Source organism: Enterococcus sp. AZ040 (genome assembly GCF_050499185.1).
GTDB classification, from domain to species: Bacteria; Bacillota; Bacilli; order Lactobacillales; family Enterococcaceae; genus Enterococcus_D; species Enterococcus_D entomosocium.
This window is the reverse complement of sequence record NZ_JBMHEW010000002.1, coordinates 1-20,430: the sequence shown is the minus strand read 5'-3', so window position 1 is coordinate 20,430 and position 20,430 is coordinate 1. Positions and strand designations below refer to the sequence as shown.

At 32.8% G+C, this 20,430-nt stretch carries 19 protein-coding genes; 5 read left to right on the top strand and 14 right to left on the bottom strand.

The annotated features are described in order from the left end of the window. Positions 1-58 precede the first annotated feature (58 nt). From IGK63_RS16290 to IGK63_RS16280, 3 genes are all read right to left on the bottom strand, one after another. On the bottom strand, positions 59-487 hold the full coding sequence (locus tag IGK63_RS16290; RefSeq protein ID WP_010749173.1) for a hypothetical protein: 429 nt from the start codon (positions 485-487) through the stop codon (positions 59-61). Between the two features lie 254 nt (positions 488-741). After that, positions 742-1,116: a hypothetical protein gene (locus IGK63_RS16285; RefSeq protein WP_429972561.1), complete on the bottom strand. Its 375-nt coding sequence runs from the start codon at positions 1,114-1,116 to the stop codon at positions 742-744. A 1,301-nt stretch (positions 1,117-2,417) separates the two neighbouring features. Then, positions 2,418-2,819 (bottom strand): hypothetical protein, encoded by a 402-nt coding sequence (locus IGK63_RS16280; RefSeq protein ID WP_142960386.1) that lies wholly within the window; start codon positions 2,817-2,819, stop codon positions 2,418-2,420. A gap of 669 nt (positions 2,820-3,488) precedes the next feature. On the opposite strand from IGK63_RS16280, the gene IGK63_RS16275 reads away from it, so the two are divergent. Beyond that, a complete protein-coding gene (locus IGK63_RS16275; RefSeq protein WP_311950844.1) occupies positions 3,489-3,758 on the top strand; it encodes a helix-turn-helix domain-containing protein in 270 nt (89 codons plus the stop codon). Between the two features lie 355 nt (positions 3,759-4,113). Continuing rightward, a complete protein-coding gene (locus tag IGK63_RS16270) occupies positions 4,114-5,058 on the top strand; it encodes a helix-turn-helix domain-containing protein (RefSeq protein ID WP_429972560.1) in 945 nt (314 codons plus the stop codon). 118 nt (positions 5,059-5,176) lie between these two features. On the opposite strand, the gene IGK63_RS16265 is transcribed toward IGK63_RS16270, so the two are convergent. The 6 genes from IGK63_RS16265 to IGK63_RS16240 form a co-directional block, all read right to left on the bottom strand. Beyond that, complete coding sequence (locus tag IGK63_RS16265; protein WP_412273568.1) at positions 5,177-5,929, bottom strand: DUF6973 domain-containing protein; 753 nt, start codon at positions 5,927-5,929, stop codon at positions 5,177-5,179. 12 nt (positions 5,930-5,941) lie between these two features. Then, on the bottom strand, positions 5,942-6,352 hold the full coding sequence (locus tag IGK63_RS16260) for a hypothetical protein (protein ID WP_094519151.1): 411 nt from the start codon (positions 6,350-6,352) through the stop codon (positions 5,942-5,944). 341 nt (positions 6,353-6,693) lie between these two features. Further along, positions 6,694-6,981 carry a type III secretion system protein PrgN gene (locus IGK63_RS16255; RefSeq protein WP_086373500.1) on the bottom strand — a complete coding sequence of 96 codons (288 nt, stop codon included), beginning with the start codon at positions 6,979-6,981 and terminating at the stop codon, positions 6,694-6,696. Positions 6,982-7,118: 137 nt separating this feature from the next. Beyond that, positions 7,119-8,618 carry a primase C-terminal domain-containing protein gene (locus tag IGK63_RS16250; RefSeq protein ID WP_429972559.1) on the bottom strand — a complete coding sequence of 500 codons (1,500 nt, stop codon included), beginning with the start codon at positions 8,616-8,618 and terminating at the stop codon, positions 7,119-7,121. A 592-nt stretch (positions 8,619-9,210) separates the two neighbouring features. Further along, positions 9,211-9,636 carry a hypothetical protein gene (locus tag IGK63_RS16245; RefSeq protein ID WP_002337540.1) on the bottom strand — a complete coding sequence of 142 codons (426 nt, stop codon included), beginning with the start codon at positions 9,634-9,636 and terminating at the stop codon, positions 9,211-9,213. A gap of 16 nt (positions 9,637-9,652) precedes the next feature. After that, a complete protein-coding gene (locus IGK63_RS16240; protein WP_029486053.1) occupies positions 9,653-10,465 on the bottom strand; it encodes a ParA family protein in 813 nt (270 codons plus the stop codon). Between the two features lie 589 nt (positions 10,466-11,054). On the opposite strand from IGK63_RS16240, the gene IGK63_RS16235 reads away from it, so the two are divergent. From IGK63_RS16235 to IGK63_RS16225, 3 genes are all read left to right on the top strand, one after another. After that, positions 11,055-12,434 carry a Y-family DNA polymerase gene (locus IGK63_RS16235; protein WP_429972558.1) on the top strand — a complete coding sequence of 460 codons (1,380 nt, stop codon included), beginning with the start codon at positions 11,055-11,057 and terminating at the stop codon, positions 12,432-12,434. Next, positions 12,418-12,924, top strand: a complete 507-nt coding sequence (locus tag IGK63_RS16230; RefSeq protein ID WP_429972557.1) for a hypothetical protein — start codon at positions 12,418-12,420, stop codon at positions 12,922-12,924. The genes IGK63_RS16235 and IGK63_RS16230 overlap by 17 nt, the downstream gene beginning before the upstream one ends. Positions 12,925-13,018: 94 nt before the next feature. Further along, the gene (locus tag IGK63_RS16225) at positions 13,019-13,609 is read left to right on the top strand and encodes an SOS response-associated peptidase (protein WP_429972556.1); all 591 of its coding nucleotides are present in this window, start codon (positions 13,019-13,021) and stop codon (positions 13,607-13,609) included. 306 nt (positions 13,610-13,915) lie between these two features. Here the strand turns inward: IGK63_RS16225 and IGK63_RS16220 are convergent, their stop codons facing one another. From IGK63_RS16220 to IGK63_RS16200, 5 genes are all read right to left on the bottom strand, one after another. Further along, positions 13,916-15,229 (bottom strand): Abi family protein, encoded by a 1,314-nt coding sequence (locus IGK63_RS16220; protein WP_429972555.1) that lies wholly within the window; start codon positions 15,227-15,229, stop codon positions 13,916-13,918. Between the two features lie 142 nt (positions 15,230-15,371). Next, positions 15,372-16,499, bottom strand: coding sequence for a putative phage abortive infection protein (locus IGK63_RS16215; RefSeq protein ID WP_429972554.1), 1,128 nt, complete (start codon positions 16,497-16,499; stop codon positions 15,372-15,374). Then, positions 16,489-17,106 carry a recombinase family protein gene (locus IGK63_RS16210; protein ID WP_429972553.1) on the bottom strand — a complete coding sequence of 206 codons (618 nt, stop codon included), beginning with the start codon at positions 17,104-17,106 and terminating at the stop codon, positions 16,489-16,491. Before IGK63_RS16210 ends, IGK63_RS16215 begins: the two co-directional genes overlap by 11 nt. A gap of 283 nt (positions 17,107-17,389) precedes the next feature. After that, entirely contained in the window at positions 17,390-19,237 is a 1,848-nt protein-coding gene (locus IGK63_RS16205; RefSeq protein WP_429972552.1) for an ATP-binding protein, read from the bottom strand. Next, positions 19,230-20,430: SIR2 family protein (locus IGK63_RS16200; RefSeq protein ID WP_429972551.1), on the bottom strand; the 1,201-nt coding region annotated here is incomplete at its 5' end. The genes IGK63_RS16205 and IGK63_RS16200, both read right to left, overlap by 8 nt.

The window sequence follows — 20,430 nt, the reverse complement described above, 5'->3', positions numbered from 1 at the left end:
TTTTCGAAAAGGACGGTGGCGCTCGATTACGCATTCTTTGTTCCTTGGCCATATAAGATCATAGGCGGTCTCCTTCGTTTAAATAACTTTTTGAGTTCTTTATATTTAGCGTATGCAGCTCTTGTTTCGATATGTGTTGTTCTTGATCAACGATAAATAAAAAGTCGCCATTAGTGAAAATATCTTTTCCAGCTGCTTTTTGTTTTGTTTTATCTTTATCGATAACCACGTCTACATGATCCGTATTACCGTGTAATACTTGTTTCCCAGCGACCACTTGCACAACGGTCTTATAATTACTTTTCGTGATCAGTGAAACTTCGTCAATTTCAAAAATACTTTGGCGATCGACCAAGCCATTATTAATAATTTCTGCCAGCTTATTCACGCTCAAGCGAATATACTGTAATGCTTCACCGTTTCCTGTAAAACTTAGGGAAACCTCCTTTCCTACGGTTAAATACAAGGTTTTCTTTTCAGCATCCATCTGTTTCTGCCCTCCCTTCACTTGTTGATATTTTCTTTAGTTATGGACTACGACAGACATTCTTCATCTTTTTTCTCCTTTTGGGTAACAAAAAAACTTGAGAAATTTTCCTCAAGCTCCCGCATTCAAATATTCAAAAAATAAAGTCAATATATTTGTAATAATTCTTCTTTTTATTATAATTACTTAGGACATAATAATTTGGTCTTTCTAGCGGAAACTAGGAGGACTTTTTTTATCCCTTCAAACAAGGATTAAAAACGATCCCAATCATCTAATGCACGTTGATCTGGCGATAGTTCGGCTAATTTTTCATTGTAACTGTCAACAAGAATTTTGTGTTTCAAGGCCTTCAAACTATCTATTTTGCTTGATAGTTCTGCCTTAATTATTAGCCTATCCTCGTTCAGATCCATCAACTGTGCATTGATTCGATGAATCATTCGTTCAATTTCCTGTAAAGTGTTTTTCTTGAAAGAATGATCATAATAACAATTTTTTAGTAAGTACTCTTGATTTTCTTTTGATAGGTATTGGTCAATATCTTCCAAATTGGACATTTTCCCATATAGATATAGCCCATACAGACATATAGTAAAGGTTGCTATCATATAGACAGTACTACTCATATTGACCTCCTTTAATTGATTTAACAATATTGGTGGATAGTGGAATTACTCAACGTCTTCATCTTCAAAAACCCTCTTATGGCAATCATCACAATGCCACCATTTTCCATACGTGGTTTTTAAACCGTCATACATAGAACCATTTTCTACATCTATCGTATTACTTGCGTAATACCATGAAGAACCGCTCATATAGTCTTTACGATAGAATATAGCGCAACCGCAATGTGGACACTCGTTAATTGGTAGAGTCACTTTATTCAACTCTCTTTCTAGTTTTGTATTTCTGTCAATTAATGACTTCCCCTTCTTTCCAAGAAAAGGATCCTCTTCGAACAGTAGCATTGTCTAGCTTTTGCTGCTCTTCTTGTTTTAATCTAATCTGCTTGTCACGCCATGTCTCTTTAAATACACTTGGATTAGTATTTCTCATTCTTTTCAGTTGATTCGTCTTCAGAATATTTCCCTCCTGCTTCAGTTTTACATTTGATATAGACAAGAAATAATTTCAAATTTTCCGCTTTTCTAGGAGAATCTTTATCTGCAAAACACTAATTAAAAGCCAAATGATTGCAGTTATTGCAATAAGCCACTTGATTAAAACAAACGAGATAACCAACCTTTGAGTGCCGAATAAAAATAATGTACCCAAGATTCCAATACCAAATAAAGTTGTTATTACAATCAGCGTCGACAATAATCGGCTTTTCAACTTATCCATTTTTCTTATTTTATTCGTGATCTTGATTAATTCAGAGACTTTCACTTTTTATCACCTTTCAGAAAATGATGTTGAAGTAGCGTTGATCGCAGCGAACGTGAAAGTGAAAATGAAGATAAATACAGCAACCTTCAGCAATCCCATACTAACTTTAAACATCATCTTCAAGAAAAACTTTCCAACTGCCAATAACTTATTTGTCTTCGTCATAACTTCCACTCCCTTTTTAAAATTTAATATTAACCAATTAAACATCTTTTGTTTACCAGATTCGAAAATAGAACAAAATAAAAGTCGCAGATTTTTACAACCGGAGAAATCTAACTCCTATGAAGGCCGGATATTCGCTCGCACTCGTGCGGTCTTGGCAAATCCTTCAATGTTTTTGGCTCACCAGTTCATTGTATTCCTGGTTACTCTAAACCCCTTAGTAGCCATGCTGTTTAGTTTAGAGGGGCGTTCTAATACCCAATTCATTTATTCAATTAGTTCTCAATACTCGTTCGTTATCAACTCATATCAAGAGATTTTGCTAGAAACTAGCAAACAAAAGATGTTTAATTTTAGATTCAAAAAGCAGTTACGCTCGTTTTCGTTCCTGGTACCAATAATTTTGAATCATTTCCTCGTATTCTTTTTCTTCTATCGCAGTGATCAAGGCATATACTTCTAACGCTCGTTCTGATCGATGGTTCCGGACTTTGAAATATTTGTTTTCCCTTGTCGTTATCAGACGACCATTTGAATTTAATCGTTGCGCAATGACTCTTTCCTTTTGATCAAAAAGAAGTTTGATTTGTGGAAAGATCGTTTCCGTTTTGGCAGCCCCGAAAAATATTTTTTTTGGCTTTCCTTTTTCAAAAAGAGTCGTATAGCGATAGGCGTTTTCCCCTTCGATCATCCAATGCTGCGTGTTAAATAGTTGTACCGTTGTTTTGATTCTTGCTAGATCTTTAACGTATACTGCTAACCCTTTTGTCATTGTCATTCCTCATTTCCTAGATCATACTTCCATAAAAGCAAACAAAAAGGAGGTAAATTCACGAGAACATGAATTTACCTCCTAAGAATCGCAGTCTCTTCAACGAAAATAACAGATGGCGTCAAAAATGATGATTTGGCCTATCATACACCTAGATCAACTGTAGAAGAAACTAAAGATCAAACATACATTTTTCAATAATACATTGAATCAGAAGTTTCTTTCTACAATCATTATCTGTTATAATTACATCGTTGTAGAGAAGCTACGACGCAAAGGAGCTCAATCCGTTCAGGTGTTGCATCACTTGATTGGAAACCGAGGTTTATCAATGACTCCTGCATGAGTTGGCGCTCTTGCAGTGACGAGATTTACTTCGGGGGCTCCTTTTTGTTTGGCTTCGTACAAGTATGTCAAACAAAAATATTGTTTTATTTTTATGTGTAAAACATAGCATAAGAAATTTATTTTGACAACAATTTATTTTTTTAATCTAAAATAACATCCTTGTCTCTTCTTCTACTATCGGTCATTTTAACTAAGTATTTAAGTTACTACATCAACAACACTATATTTCACTTTCACATTAATATTATACCATTTTGTTTGTATATAAACAAACATTTTTTTGCTTTATATGGTATTTTCAAAAATAAAAAGGCTAAATTAATGACTAATGAAGAGTACACAAATATTAGATATCATCTAGCTAAAGCGATTAAAGAAGCTAGACTCAAACACCAATATACAATAAGGGATTTAGCGGAAATTGCGGATATTAATTACTCGTATCTTTCAACAATCGAAAATAATCGCATTGAAAAACCTTCGATGTATGTCTATCTGACATTGTTTGAAATACTCGAGATTCCAATTACAGAGCTATTCAGTGAAATTGAAAATATGCCGCCTTTTAATCGCTATCCACCTGAAAGCTAGTTTCTAACTAGCTTTTTTTTGTTTGGATTGAAAAAGAGCGAAATTGTGATCGTTTAAAATGTATTATAACCGCCGGCGTATTTTTTTATGATCATGTTTACAAAATCACTCTAAAATTGACTTTAAAACTTTATTTCACAAATACTTTTAGCGTGTACCAATTTGCACATCACGTGTTTGAACACTACCTGAACCAGCAAATAAAAATAAGATCCAATCTAAACTCATAGGTATTTTCCTCCGATACTTTAATAGTGTAAATTTACAAGTCAAATAGTACCACTTGATAAAATTTTTACAACAAAAAATTGAAAAATTGCGGAATTCGCAATTTCTTATGGAGGTTTAATGAGCTGTGAATGAGGATTCTATCATTTTAGTGCAAATAATCGAGGATTTGAGAAAAAGTCGTGGATTATCTCAGAAGGAATTAGTTGATACCATTCTTAGTGAAAGTTCGTATGTAAGAATAAAAAAAGGTAAAAGTGAATTTCCGATATATATACTTGTGCCACTAGCAAAAAAATTGAATGCTAGGATTGAAGATATCTTGGATCTCTATTATCGAAGTGAAAATCATGAATACAAAAATCTTTTCAAGCGATACAATATCGTCACTGATACACATGATATAGCCGAAGCAATTATCCTATACGAAGACCTGATAAAAAATCAAAAAAACAGTCTAATTCTAAGCAGAATGCGATTGTTGCTAGAAAAGTATTTTGCAAAAGATACAAGACAAATACCTAAAATAGATATTCTTGAAGTCCAGGCATTGATGAATCAAATCTTAGTTACAAATCATCTGACTTCTTACGATCTGCAATTCTTTGCAGATTTTATGACCCTGCTATCAATGGATCAGCTTCAGATTGTCAGTCAAAAATTGATAGACGTCGACTTCAATGTTATGGACTCATTTAATCATTTCTACAAAAAGTATTATCCAATCTGCTTAGGAAACCTATCCGATTGCTTAATGGATTTAGGTTATTTTGAAGAAGCCAAGCAGCCTTTAAATAAATTAATAGCTACAGCAGACCATGTTGACTCCATTGAACTGAAAATGTGGGCACAATACTTAGAGAATGTTCTAGCCATCTACACCGAAAATCAAAACAATGAAAAACAAAATAAGCTAAACAAATTGAATCAAATTGTTACTAATTGGCACAACTTATTACCCTCAAGTCGTTTGGTAGAAGGGCTACATGGCGGTTTCCAACGTCTATCTGACAGAAACGGTGATCGTCCAAACAATATTCATATTCCACCTGTATACATTTTAAAACCATAAGAAAAAGCCTAGTATTCTATGCTGGGCTTTTTTTTATATATTTAAAACTGAAGTTTCCTATTTTCCCAAATCATCAATACAAAAAAAGAAGAGATAATATTCATCTCTTCTCGAAAAACTATCTTGCTTTAGTTGTAGCAACTACTTTGTTATTTACAATTCTTCTACAACTTCCTGCATCAACTTTTGCTAATGCCTTCTTCTCTAAATCCTTTGATGAATATTTCTTATTTACAATCGATCTACCAACGTTATTATTGAAAAGATCCATTTGCTTTTCATTAGCTGGTTGATTTTTATTCTCCTCGTGAGCATCTGCCCATCTTTTCGCATTTGTTTTACCGTTAGAAGGGTTGAAACTTGATCCATATCCGGCTAACATCGTTGCCATCTCAGCATTCCAATAAGTATGTCTAAAAGCATCTCCGTTCCCATTATGCAACCCGTTTTTATATAGTGCATTTGTCCTTTTTGTAGCCAAACTAGAAGCAGTATACACTTGTGCTGCTTGCGCAGGATATGATTTAACAAGTTTTTTCTCCGCACTATTCAAATTCTCGTAGGCAGATGGCAGGTATCTTGCTGTTACCCTATAGCTTTTTGACTCATATATCTCATTGTATAGCTTAATCATATATAAGTTTTGATCATCTTCAGATAGATCTTTAAATGCTTCATCTGAGCTCGAAATTTCATAAGCTCTAACAAAGTCATCAATTGTTAAACTATCTATTACTTCATCGCTTAGACTCTCATTCGATATTGTTTCTGATACTGATTCATCTGTTGCAATCTCATCTGCATATGCATTGATACTACTTGATACTGAAATACCAAAGAATAAAACTAACGTTAAAAATATTTTTTTCATTTTTAGTTCTCCTTATTTTTGGAAAATCAATTTTTTTTCTATTTTGTTCATACCATCATCATAGTTGCAATCTAATACTATTTTACCCGTTGATTCGTCATAACTAGCTACTTTTACCAATAAAGAAAAGTTTTTAGTATTGCTATCAACATATCCAGTAACTGTTTGCTCTTCTCCATAAATGGTAACTGAAATAGAACTCTCACCACTTATACTAGCTTCCTCTATTGGTTTATTCGTAGACTTTATCGAATTACTTTCATAAAGAACTTCTGAATCATTCTGATAATTTCTTGCTATTGTAATAGGAACTTCTATTGCACCTTTATTATTTTCAATAAAAATGCCTGTTTTACCATTATTTTTCAGGAAAAATAGTGTACCAAGTACTACCAAAACTGTGCAAGATAAAACAATCGTCAATACTTTCCTTTTGGATTTATTCATATCTTTCAGTAAATTCGAAAAATGAATCTACTGTTCCCCCTTTCTAACTCAAGTATATTTTAGTAATAGGATATTGTAAATATTTATTTTATCGATATTTTAAACATAGACAAGATATAATCTTATTTAAATTATACACTATTGCTGTTTTAAATAACCCTTACAAAAATGTAATAATATTACCTTTCACAAATAAATACAGATACTTGAACCTTCCCAAAAAAGTAAACTGACAAAATCATTTATTAAGTTACATTGCCTATATCACTTAACGAACACGTAAAAAACTAAAACACAACGAAGAATGATCGACATAACTAATTAATTTGTTCTTTTTCTTTTTTTGGATTGATACTCTTTAAGAACTTCTCCTCCAATACCAATAAATGACGATAAACATCATCCATCGACCAGCCTGAAGAAAGACTAAGACAATATAAAAAATCACAAGGTAACGTTTTTACTGCACGGTTTCTTGTTACCCAGCTTGCTACTGTACTCTGCTTATATCCATGCAACTCACAAAATTGCTCTACTGTCATACCTAACCGCGAAATAATAAATACATTGATCGGGTAGGGATACACAAAGGTATTGATACTCATAGTCAGAAAGACCTCCCACCATATTATTACGTTTGCGATAATAGTACTACTCTTTCTTAAGACCAGCAAGCAAGACGGAGAAAAAAGAAGGGGCGTATCATAGATATAATGTAATAGGCAATTTGCACCTTTTAATTTCAACCTGTATCAATCATGAACAGATCTGTTTGTACGCCGATCTTATTGGGTTCTATCAAGCGTTTCAGTGCTGACTGGATAAACGTGTATTCTCTTCCAAAAGCTTCTGAGATCGCAGCGAAATAAGCCCCCTGGCTTTCTTTTTTTAGCCGGATAACGGAGCGCATCAATCCATGTATCGAAGCTAGCATAATACCTCCATTACGACCAGCACGAACACGAAAATGAATTTTGTTCTCTTCTCTTAACTGCTTCAGTACTTTGTCCAGGGAGCGTTTTGGGATCTTTAAACTTTCAGTTAACTCTTTTTTTGTAGAAATAATGTATGGTTGTTCTTCATAGGATTGCTCATTCAAATAGGACAGTAGATCTTCTGCCCATTCATGACTATGTGAATACTTGCGCACAGCTCTTTCTTTCTTGAATTTCCACCATCCCCGTTTTTTGTTGAATAGCTGCTCTTCAGAAAGATTGACATCGACCCACTCTTGGCATAATAGGACAATTTTTTCTCTGTGCGCTGCTTGATATTTTCCGGAGTAAGCGGAACGAATGATTCTGGTTAATTCTCGATCAGATAAAGGGTTAGCCAAGCGGTCATTGAATTCTAACATCGTCAATTCACATGCTTCTACTTCGTATCCTGACGAAAAGTATGCCAAAGACAAGGTGAATATGACATTATTTCGACCATATACGCCCTTTTCACCTTGTATTTTTTGACTTTTTAGCAACAGCTGGAACCAGGGTTCATCTACTTGACGAAATTCTTGAGTAGATGGTAATACAAAAACGTTCTTGATCTCCGCTTTTTTGTCCGCATCTTCTCTCATTGACCAGTCGATCCATTCTTCGAAACTATAACGATACTGTGGTTCAAAGAATAAAACATTCTCTTCAGAAGGCATTCGTGTGATCCCAAAATGATTGGCATTTACATCGACAGGAAACCGATAATCATTTGAAAATTTCTTCCTTAGATTTTTTGAGATCATTTTGGCCACATTGATCACTTTAAAATTTGATTTCTTCGTCACGTATGCAGGCTTGTCTAGTACATAGAAAGCTTGAAATCCATGCGGTGTACGTAGAATCATTGTCGGCATAAAGCCGATCTCGTGACTGGCCAAGATAATTTCTCCATAGTCAAAGTTTGGATCCAATGTGTCAAAATCAACAAAGAATGTATTGATTTGACGTAAATTGTCCTCCGAATGACCTTTCGTAAACATTCTGGCTTCATCAGCATACGTTCCATAGCGAAATACATTTGGTGTCCAATGAGTGAATCGATTATTGTTTTCGATCACCCCTTCTTCTGAAGTGATCACTAGTCCAATCCCCTCGATCATGTGTTCCTTTGAACGGTACGCAAAAATAGCCCCCTTTCCCGACTGATCACTAAAAGAGACCGGTTTTAAGTGGCTGTTTTTATATTTAAATTTACGGATACCATTTTGTAATACCGTCGAATATACGACATCCAAAGAAACTGCCATGACTGTTATTCCTTCCTAAACAAAAAGAGAACACAAATAATCTTAAAGATTTGTGTTCTCTCAATGGCTTAGAAGTCTCAAAGGAATGACAAAATAAGCGTATATATATTGAGTTGCTCGTCAAAAAATGGTAAAATAAACCTATAGGTTCGGATTGGTAGTCCGAATAGATTTATTCAAATCACATAAGTGGTTTCCAGCCACTTACATAATTTCCATGAGACGAGCGAGAACACATAGTTGTTGTATGTGATTCAGATGAAGAAGTGAGGCCAAATTCACTTTTTTATCCGTCTCTTTTTTATATGTATTATTTATTTGAATATAACAAAACAGTTAAATTTGTACAAGAAGAATTTTTTATAAAGTATAAGTTATACTTAAATAAACCTCATATAAGTTATACCTAATTAGACATTATTGTATATCTTATACTTTAAATTACTAAAGCAGGTAATAAAACGATACCCTTAAAATAAGCTTTCTCTGGTGACAAATATTTTTTAATACCAAAATATAAAGTATAAGTTATACTTTATATTTTGGTAATCAATAATAACTTATACTTTTATTGTTGAATGACTTGAAAAAATTAAAGCTTATCAAATGCATCTTTTATTTCTTCTCTCAAGTGTTCCTCTTTCGCCACACCTAATTTTTGCGTAATATACGCTTCCGATAAAGTGTCAATAAGTTTTTCAAAGGTAATCCTACCCTGCACTGATTGAAGTTCCTCAACGTAGTCTTGTAGTACGTTTAGTTTTGACTCCAAAGCAGGAGATATTTTTTTTGGTTTTGTAACTTTAAATCTTTCATCTGTAATTTCTATAGGACGTCCTCGTTTTTTACTTGCTGCTGAAGTAGTCGCTTTTGGTTTCTTATTCATCAAAGAAGAGTGTCCAAATTCGTTTTCTCCTCTAATTGATACAGATTTTTTCTTTTTTATTCCTGGTTGTAAGAGACCAGCATATTCTGTATCAACTTTGGTATCAACATTAAATTCTTTCCTTTCACTCATATTCTTTCCCTCCTAGCTATTCTTCAAAAATCTTTCTGCGTGATTCAAGTTCGGCAAGTATTTTTATAAACGGTTCATGTGCCCTATAGTCCCATTGATCATAATTTCCGTTTCGATACTTTTTCAAAGATATTCCTTCTCTTGAATAACGTTTTAGTCGTTTTTGGAAATTAACAATATTCTTCGATACAGCGGATCCATATAAATCTATAGCCTCGCTCAATACACTTTTATCTAAATCATCGTCTGGTTCAAGCATGCATGCAATTATTGAAATCACTTCAAGGTCAATATCGTAGTTGTTAATCATAAATTTTTGGTACCCAACATATTTTCCAATTCCATCTAACGATTCCTCTTGTGTTTGAAAAGCTATTATACTGTAATCAGAGGCCGCCATAGCATTATCTGAATATGCACTAATAGTTGGAGGCACATCAATAAAAATGGTCTCATAATTTTCTTTAATAGGTTCCAATAATTTTTCTAAAACCATGATTTGTTCTTTCTCATCTTCGAAGTTAGCAATAACATAGTTAGAAAACGATCTAAAACTTGTATCACATGCAATTAAATCTAGATTTTCCATAATCGGCGTTATACAAATTGAAAGGTCTTCTTCGTTGATCCCATCTACTATTGTTTTATCAATATGATCTAAGTCAACAGTTCTTGCTAATATTTGTGAAGCGTTGGCTTGCGGATCAATATCTATTACCAGTGTTTTTTTCTTATTTACTACAGCATTATCAAAAGCTAGCATTGTAACTATCTTGGTTTTTCCTACTCCACCTTTAAAGTTCCCGACTGTATAAGTAGTTGCTGTCATATTTTTACCTACTTTCTTTTATCTTTATTTAAAGTATAACTTATATATTTGTTTTAATCAATATTTATTTTATACTTTATATATCGATAAAAAGTATAAGTTATACTAAAAATATTTAATATATCTGCTATATTTCATTTAATAGCATATCCATACTACAAATACCTTGAATTACTGTTCTGACTGACGTAAAAAATCACTCTAATAAAATTTCAAAATAACATTTATGGTATAAGTTATACTAAAATAAACGTATATCTTATACTTTATTATTTAATGTATAAGATATACTAAATATATTTGCTATATTTCATTTAATAGCAGATATATACTACAAATACCTTGAATTACTGTTCTGGCTGACGAAAAAAATCATTCTGATAAAATTCCAGAATAACGTTTATGGTATAAGTTATACTAAAACAAATGTATATCTTATACTTTATTATTTAATGTATAAGATATACTATAATTGATTAGCAAATAATTTATGATTCTGTTTTTAATCATTTAATTTCCTTGACTAAGAAAACGAACATGTGTTCTAATGTGTATATAAAACGTATCTTTTTTGAAAAGGGGATTTAGCATGGTTATGCAGTTTGGCGTAAATCCAAAGTTTGATTACACGAAAGAACCTTCAAGGGATATTTTTTGTATCGACTGTAAATCATTTTATGCATCCGTAGAATGTGTAGAAAGAGGGCTAAGTCCTTTAAAGACAAAGTTAGTTGTCATGTCCTATCCTTCAGACGATCCTTCTCAGCGAGGAAGTGGGTTGATCCTGGCATCGAGTCCGGCCGCAAAAAAAGCCTATGGAATATCAAACGTCAGTAGATCTCGTGATCTTCCTTTTCCGTATCCGGAAGAGCTCGTGATCGCACCTCCGAGAATGGCACTGTATATGAGAAAGAATATGGAGATTAACAATATTTACAAGAAGTACGCTGACGAACAAAATCATGCAGTATACAGCATAGATGAGAGCTTTGTAGACGTCACAGACTCATTAAAGCTGTTCGGTGCAAAGGACGCAAAAGAGCTGGCGAGAATGATTCAAACAGACGTTTATCGGCAAACTGGAATCTTCACAACGATCGGGATTGGTGACAATCCGCTCTTGGCCAAGTTCGCACTAGACCTCGAAAGTAAAAAAAATTCAGATATGAAAGCAGAATGGCGTTATGAAGACGTACAGCAAAAACTTTGGTCTGTAGAAAACATTACAGATGTTTGGGGGATAGGGCGTCGGACGGCTATCAGACTGAACCGAATGGGCATATTTACTATGCATGATCTGGCACACGCAAATTACTATCAGCTGAAGCAAAATTTTGGTGTCTTAGGTACTCAACTATATGCACACAGCTGGGGCATCGATCGATCATTCTTAGGTCAGAAATACAAAGTAAAATCTAAGTCGATAGGGAACAGTCAAGTCTTAAACCGAGACTATACACGTCGAAAAGAAATAGAAATTGTAATCAAAGAAATGGCTGATCAAGTAGCAACAAGATTACGGAGATCTGGTGCGAAAGCTGAAGTAATTTCTCTATGGATCGGATTTTCAATGGGTTATGTCGATCGATCCGGCAGTCGAGGGTTTCATCAGCAAATGAAGGTGCCAGCAACCAATAGTAGCAAACAAATAGCAAACTACTTATTGCAGATATTTGATCGTCATTACAAATACCAGGACATTCGAAATGTGGGAGTAAACTGTTCAAAGCTCGTTTATTCTAATGCTTTGCAGCTTGACCTCTTTGAAGATCCGGACGAGCAAGTAAAAGACTTAAAAATCGATTATGTGGTAGATACTATACGCAAAAAATTCGGATTTAAATCGATCGTTCATGCAAACAGCATAATGGAAGGTGGACGTGCGATCGCTCGCAGCAGCCTTGTTGGAGGGCATGCAGGTGGTATGTCTGGACTTGAAGGTGCTGAAGGTCATGGTAAAACGTACTAAGAAAACTTTTACGGATTATAATCAATACAGAGATCGACCATTCGGATTGAAGTGGGCAACGGCTTACGCCATGGATGATCTTATGAAAGGTGTCTTAGAAAACGAAACTTGGGCTACAAAAGAAATTGTCGGTTTGGAATTAATGAACCGTGAGGAAATCGACGCAATACTATCAGAATCGTTCCTTTATCACAAGCCTATATCGCTGCAATTAAACACTAAAGACGAATTTGGGAGATTTCTGGATCCTGTTGAAGGACAATTTCTAGGTGAAGCATATGAAGACTATTTTGTACTGAATGAACAACTGATCTATTGGACAGACGTCCGACACGTATCTATAAAAAAAGAGGAAAAATGGTTCAAAGTTGATTATTTTAAGGACGGAGAATCTTCTCTCAACAAGCAAAATAAAAAAGAGAGTAATATAGAGGAAGAGATCAAGTTAATCAAAAATGAATATTATCAGGATTTTGCAGACGAAGATTGAAGATCATCGTCCATCGTTTGGTTTTGAAATCGCCTTAGAATAGCTCTGTGGCACACGATTTTTCTAAAATAATTAGTAATGGAGGAAAAAAACTATGTGCGGTCGATATTTCTTTGATTTATCATCATCAGAATTGAAAGACTATTATGATCAAGTAATTCCCAATGCCGCCAGTAAGCAAGTCCGAGTTGGATATAACGAAATTTTCCCTTCAAATCATGTGGTTACACTTGGCCTTAATAAAGATTCACAAATTGTTCCTGGCGTTACCAAGTGGGGCTTCCAAGGATTCAAAAAAGGCCAGCTTATGATCAATGCACGTGCGGAAACAGTAGAAGAAAAGAAAACTTTCTCAAAAGCCTTTAGAGAGACACGTTGCGTTTTCCCTCTTTCCGGATTCTACGAATGGGATTCCGAAAAACAAAAACTATTGTTTACTTCAGCTGAGAGTGACGTTTTTTATCTAGGCGGCTTTTATCGTATTCATAAAACTGGTGCAGGATTTGAAACAGAATCGATCATAATGACGACCAAGCCTAATGAATCGGTTTCACCTATCCACGATCGTATGCCGCTGATCATTCAAAAAGATCACATTGAGGAATGGATCACTGATTTAGATTTTGCACGCAACTATCTTACAGCTGACATGCCAGAATTAAGTTGCACTGAAGTAACAAAATAAAAAGAGCGGATCTTTGATAGATTCGCTCTTTTTTCATTGCTACATTTAATTTTATCGAGGATCACTTGAAGCTAGCTGCCAACGTTTTTCAAAAATTTTCTCTTCTTCCATTAACTATCTCCCAAAAAGAGTGCTGCCTGAAAATTCAATAACGGGCAGCGCAAGACTAATTATGCAGACCTAAGCATATCACAATAAACAATTATAAAATCCCTTAGAAGATAGTCAAGGTTTCACCATCTTCTGTTCTATTTTATTTCTTAGTTTACTTAGTTATAGATACTCTACCCGACTGAACTTTAATTTTTATTGAGAACGGCCAATATCAAAAGTTATCTCTAAATTCATTCTAAAATAATCTCTTCCTTGCATCTTGTAAGTAACTAATGGGATTATTATATGAGATAATTGACTTTTTATTGAATACTCTTTAGATGGAAAGCTATCCAGGACATTCTTCACCTGTTGCGTTTCTGGTAAACTATTTATTATTATCATCGAATCATTCCAGAATTGTGTTTCATTATCATGATTCCCCTCCGTATAGGCATTGATGACCATCATAACGTAAAAAAACATGAAAAAAGAGCGCTTTGCTGGATTTATCAACAGTGATTTAGTGAAATACAATGCTGAAAGCATTGGGCTTCCTGACTTAGTTAAGTTGATTCCCTGTTTGGTAAGCGACCTAACAGTATACCTAATAAAGTTAAATAGTGACCAGTTTTCTACATTGTTATTGATTTTCCAGTCAGGAAATGCTGAAGCCATTTCATACATATAGCTAGGATTAAAATTATTGTCTAGTATATGCGGTATTAGAGGATTACCATGCGCTGATTTATTTCTTATAAAAGATAATTCTACAAATGAATCCTTGAGATAATAAAGACATTTATACTCGGAGTTATCTTTGTATAATATTTTTCCTTCAATCAATACGTTTAATACATCTCCTAATTCTGTTAAAGATAGTGCTTCTAAAAACAGAAAAAACGGGCAATCTATAACCATATTATTATTTGGGTCTGATCCATGTTGCTTTAATTCTAATAAATTAAACTCTGGTTTAAACATATACTCATTTCTAATACTCTTAAACCGATTGCTTACAATTTTCTTAGTATCTGAATGTTCTTCTAACTTATCATAAATATCTCTAGAATTTATGTCTTTAGCAAGCGAAGTTAACTTATCCTTAATTGTCGATTCTATAAATAAAATCCACTTAAGAAAGAATTCCTTAGCATTTTTATCTACGTATATTAATTTCTCTAGACTTGAAGAATCCAGACCTTCTTTATTAATCATTTTTTGAAATAAATACTCATAGTAACTGTTAGCTGTTATTACACTATTATCTTCTACTACATTGATTTTATTAGACTTATCGTCGCCTGTTATATTATTCAAATTATATGCAATTAAAACATCAGACTTTCTTACTTCAATTTTTCTGGTTTTAAATGTTACCTGCTTGTTTAGTTTAAATCTTCCATCTTTGAACATTTCAGGCAAAATTAGAAAATAGAGCTCAACTTCTTTACCATTTACATTGCTAGTAAGTATTCCATAATTCTTGTGAATTTCTTTTATTTCTCCTTCCAAAATACTACTCATTTAATATCGACCGCCTTTTTCTCTGTTCTTGCAACTTTATATTTCGTTCCATATCTAATACTTGTTTTTAGATCTATACATTTATTGATCGGTAATTCCTTTGCAAATATTTTAAATGTTACCTAAAGAGATAATTATCATCTTATCTCTTTAGCATCAGATTCACATCATCCAATTCCCAAAAAAGAGCTGACTTGTCAAAAAACCGATTTCTACTAATATCCTCTTCATTGCCAAAGAAAGAAATTTTATTTAATTCATACAATAATTCTTGCCCCCGTGTTGTATAAGCTGCATTATAAAATATTGTCAATATTTCTCTCTGATTCATGTTAGCTCTCAAAAAACTGATATAATTATTCTTAATATCTTCCTCGATTACGTTATCATTAATATATTTTGTAATACTGTGAACCAATCGAAAATATGAACCAACTAGACTGTAATGTAAATTTATAGAGTTGTCTATTGCTAATATCCTGTTCTCGGAAGATAAGCATAGATAGTCATTTGATCGATAATATCTATCCAAGGAGTCAATTAATTTTTTAAAATCGTTTGGTAGATCAATTTTCAAATAAAATATAGCTTGTTGCTCAATATTTTTAAAAAAATAGTCAATATTACCAAGTTCTTCTCTCTCTTGAGCTTTTACAATTTCTTCGAATTTCAATATTTTTTTTGTGACATCTGCCATTAAATCAAATGTACTTACTTCTTGAGTTTCTATAGGTTCATAAAAGGATATTGCTTTGCGCTCTTCTTTCCATCTTTTTTCATAAATTTGTCTATGCTCTTCATATATATTTCCTTCCTGTCTTGTTAAAAATTCTTCATACGGGTTTATCATTGATTTAGCTGCTTTTTTAACGAGAGCTAAATTTTTTTTCAAAAATTCATTGCCTTCTAAGGTCATTTTTTCTTTCAATTCTTTTTCAAAATTACTTTCTATTTCCACAAAAATATTTTTCTCCTTCAAATTGGTGATTTGCTCATTATGAATGGAAAGCAGATTAAAAAAAGTATTGTCTATTTGTTGTCTTTTATTTTGTGCTCGATCGTTTTCTAATTGCACTTCAAGTGAATTTTTATCATTCTTTATTTGCTCTTTTAATATAAAAAAAGCCCCAAATACACCAAGAGCGGAACCAATGATACCTCCCCAATAATCTAGCCAAGCTTCTTTAAGTTCAAAAATTGATAGTACCCAAGCAATAAAGATCGGTAATATCAAAAACAAAAAACCTGTTTTTATATAGCTATTTTTCATTTTTTTTCTCCTTCGATCTGAGTTCATCAGTGATGCCAAATTTCATTCTATATCTTCTAAAAGTTCTCCTGTTAATACCAATCTGTTCTTCTACCTCTTTATCTGTAGCTCCTTCCAAAAATAATTTAAATGCTAACTGTAATCGTGGATCATTCTCTCTATATTTAGGTTTACCACCTTTATATTTACCTTTGGCTTTGGCAAGTGCAATTCCCTGTTGTTGCGTTTCACGAATATACCGACGTTCTTCTTCAGCCTGGTACTTATAAAGTTCTATAATTAAGTTATTAAGTAATCGACGCAAATTATCATCAGTGATACCTGTTAGCGCTGGCAAATTCAAAACTTCCAGTGTAGCTTTTTTCAGCTGGATTAAATTCATCGTTTCTGTTAGCTCTTTATTATTTCGTCCAAGGCGTTTTAATTCTGTCACAACGACTATATCACCTTCACGTATGAATTTCATCATTTCTTGAAATCCTTCACGATTGGTATCTTTCCCACTCGCTTTATCACTAAAAATTTTATCACACTCTGATAACAACTCTAACTGTCGATCTAAATTTTGATCCATGCTGCTTACTCGAGCATACCCAATTTTCGTCATAATAAAACTCCTTTAAAATTCTCAAATCCGGTTTATTTTATATATTCTGTTGCCCAACTCTGTTGACCTCTTAGAAATCCAAGTATATCACGAATATCCGAAATGACCAATAGGGTATACTCTGTTGACCTCTTAAATAATTCGAAATAAGCATATTAAAAGAGACACAACTAGCTTGTGTCTCTTTCGTCGAAAAATTTTATTCAAATACTCTGTCATATTAAAATCAGATGTTGGAATCAAAAATGCGAGGAAGAAAATGAGTCTATTTAATAGAATCAACTTATTTTTCTAAATACCATTTTTCTGATATTTTAGCACTATTTCCATCTGTGTTAGGTATTGCTTCTGCAAACGAAGTCAACATAGGAATTTTAATTGCAGAGCCAAAAACGAGAGCATGCCCTGTTTGTAGATAGGTTAAGCGATCAATGATATCTCTGTCGATATAAGGCACCATTCGAGAGATATAATTTAAATCATCCGGATTTTGAATTCTATGAACAATAAAATTACTACATTGAGAAACTACTGTTTTTGATAAATCACTAGGCCTTTGTGTAGAAACACATATTAGAAAACCATACTTTCTACCTTCTTTTGAAATCCTTTGAAATATATCAAAATCATATGTTCCATGTGAAAGACCATTATCTTTTATATACCTATGTGCTTCTTCAATAAATAAGTTTATGGGTTTATCTGCTTTTTTTTGATGGCCTTTTTGATAATCTAAAATTATTTTGGCCAATACTCTTATAAGTACTTCCGACATCGAATCATCCATAGCGCTTATATCTATGTTTAAAATATTATTGTTATCCAAGAGTTCCTCAAAAAAGGATTCTTTATTTTTAAATCTAGTTTTATTAAAGATTTTACTGAATGGCGACTCTACTAAGCTTTGCATCCTAGAAACCAATGGTGCGGTGTACTCCTGTACTCTTTGACTGTTCAAGCTACCTTCATATAGAATCGCAAATTTCATAGCTGTTAAAAAATCATTAGGAGAAAAATGCACTAATTGATTATATTTTATCTCTTCCATTAGAGAGAAATTTATATATTTTTGTAGAAAGGATATTATATTTTCAATATCATCTATTTTTCCATAATTAACATTCAAACTGTCTCTTAAATTTTTTTTACTATTAATTTTTGTTTCTAGTTTTATGCTTTTAGTTGGGAAGTTGGTCAATAATGAACTTACTTTATCCGATTTAGATGGAGATGACTCGGAACTATTTAATATACCTGTGATAGTAGAAGCTAATATATGATTCTTAGCTTCTTCAGAACTATCATTTTCAGAATAAAAAATTTTAACTACTTCCATGGTTTTTCTCAAAACCGGTATTTGTGTTTTTTCTGATGCATTTAACAAGATAGCCCAATCATCTACTGATAAAAGCCAAATTGGAACTTCAAAATTATCCTGATCGGAGAGAGGTTTTATGAATTGACACTTAATATCATTATTTATTTTTTCTATTTCAGAAAAAGATTTTTTATACTCTCCATTTGAATCAATAAGTATCAATCTAGATCCAAGAGCTGAATAATTTGACTTTAAAAATATGTTTTGAATTATTCTTGCAATAGAGTTAGACTTTCCCGCCCCAGTATTTCCAAAAATAGCTGAGTGGTAGCCAAAAAATTTATCTAAATCTACTTTCACATCATATTCTGAGAATAACACTGACTTTCCTAAAGAAAATTTTGAGACTCTTGTATTACTATCCGAAACGGTAATTTCAGAATTGGATACATCTAACATCACATTTAATTCTTCATTTGTAACAATGTGGACTTCAGAATACAATAATGGCATCTTAGATACCCCAAAAAAGAACTCATTATTGGTAATTTCGCCTATCAATCTTAATGAAATAATTCTGCTTGCATTGGGCTTAGCTAATGGAGCATTGGAAGCATGCTGAGAACTTTCAGCAGATAATACTTCCGCTATGAGTGTTCGACCTAATTCATAAATTGACACATATGTTCCAATCTCTCCAACAAACCTGGTTCCATCAAATGTATTTATATAGTTATCTATATTGTTGAATACTTCTGCTAAAACAATGGAGTTTTTTATAAGAATTAGTCTTCCAATAGAACGATTACCCATTATTGTTTCCTCCGCTTTCGCTCAAATCTGAGAAAACTTTGCTTATTTGATCAGAAATTTTTTGTTTTTCTTGTTCCTCACTTGGAATAGCTGGCATCAACTTTTCAACAAAATTTTTAAAATAATGAATTTTGTTACTAGAATTAATGATTGTAATTCTACTATCATCCATATTTCTAATTTTTCCTATATTGGTCTCTATTTCTTCACTATCACCATTTATATAATCAGTTTCTCCCAAAATGATTAGTCTAAATGAAGGAATTGATAAATTATTTAGTATTATTCGGTTTATATGATCATCTCCAAAGCTATACCCTAATGTAATTAATACACTATTTTTTTGAGTTAAATTATCTTGAAATGATCGCATCAAGTCTGTGTAAGGTACCATTAAGGTGCTTCTATCTTTTAAAGGGGTTGGGTATATCATCACATTTTCGAGAGAACTTTTATCTATTTCATTCATAGACACTTCATATATATCATTTCCACTTTTCTTCCATGAAATCGATCCATGAATTTTATATAAATTATAAAAATGATCTACTCTATTCCATATATCCTTATTTAAATTCATGTTGTCTACATACATATATTTATATATATTTGGATTAAATGTTCTCCTATATGAACCAGTAAACCCGTTGTTATAGATAAAATTCAATTCATCCAATGCGCGTTCATTATACATATCATAATTTGTAGTTACTATATTAATCGGACTTTTTCTACTTGATGAAATTGTTTTTAAATAAAACTTTTTATAAATTTCAGATAATTCACTACAATTCATGCCCTGAGTAATTTTATCTGTGATGAATTCTTTAACAATATTAATCTTATTATCGATCTCTTCATCAATTTCCTTAATATGGTTTACTTGTCTAAGCGCATTCATAAAGTCCATTAGTTCTTCAAGGTTTTGGTTAACTTTATCTTCTATACTGACGTCCAATATCTTGAAGTCTTGGTGTTGCTCTATAAAAGCTTTAAAAAGACCAGCCATTGTTGATATGGCTGCTTCTTCTTTTACGGCTGCTCCTTCTTTATTGATAAGAAAACTAGAACAACCGGCGCCCATCAATATAGAAAGATTTTCCATTTGCATGGCTTGTGCAATAGTTTTTTGCACTTCACTTAGAGGTTTTTCTGCTTTATTTGCTCCTTGATAGTAATTGATTTTTTCTTCT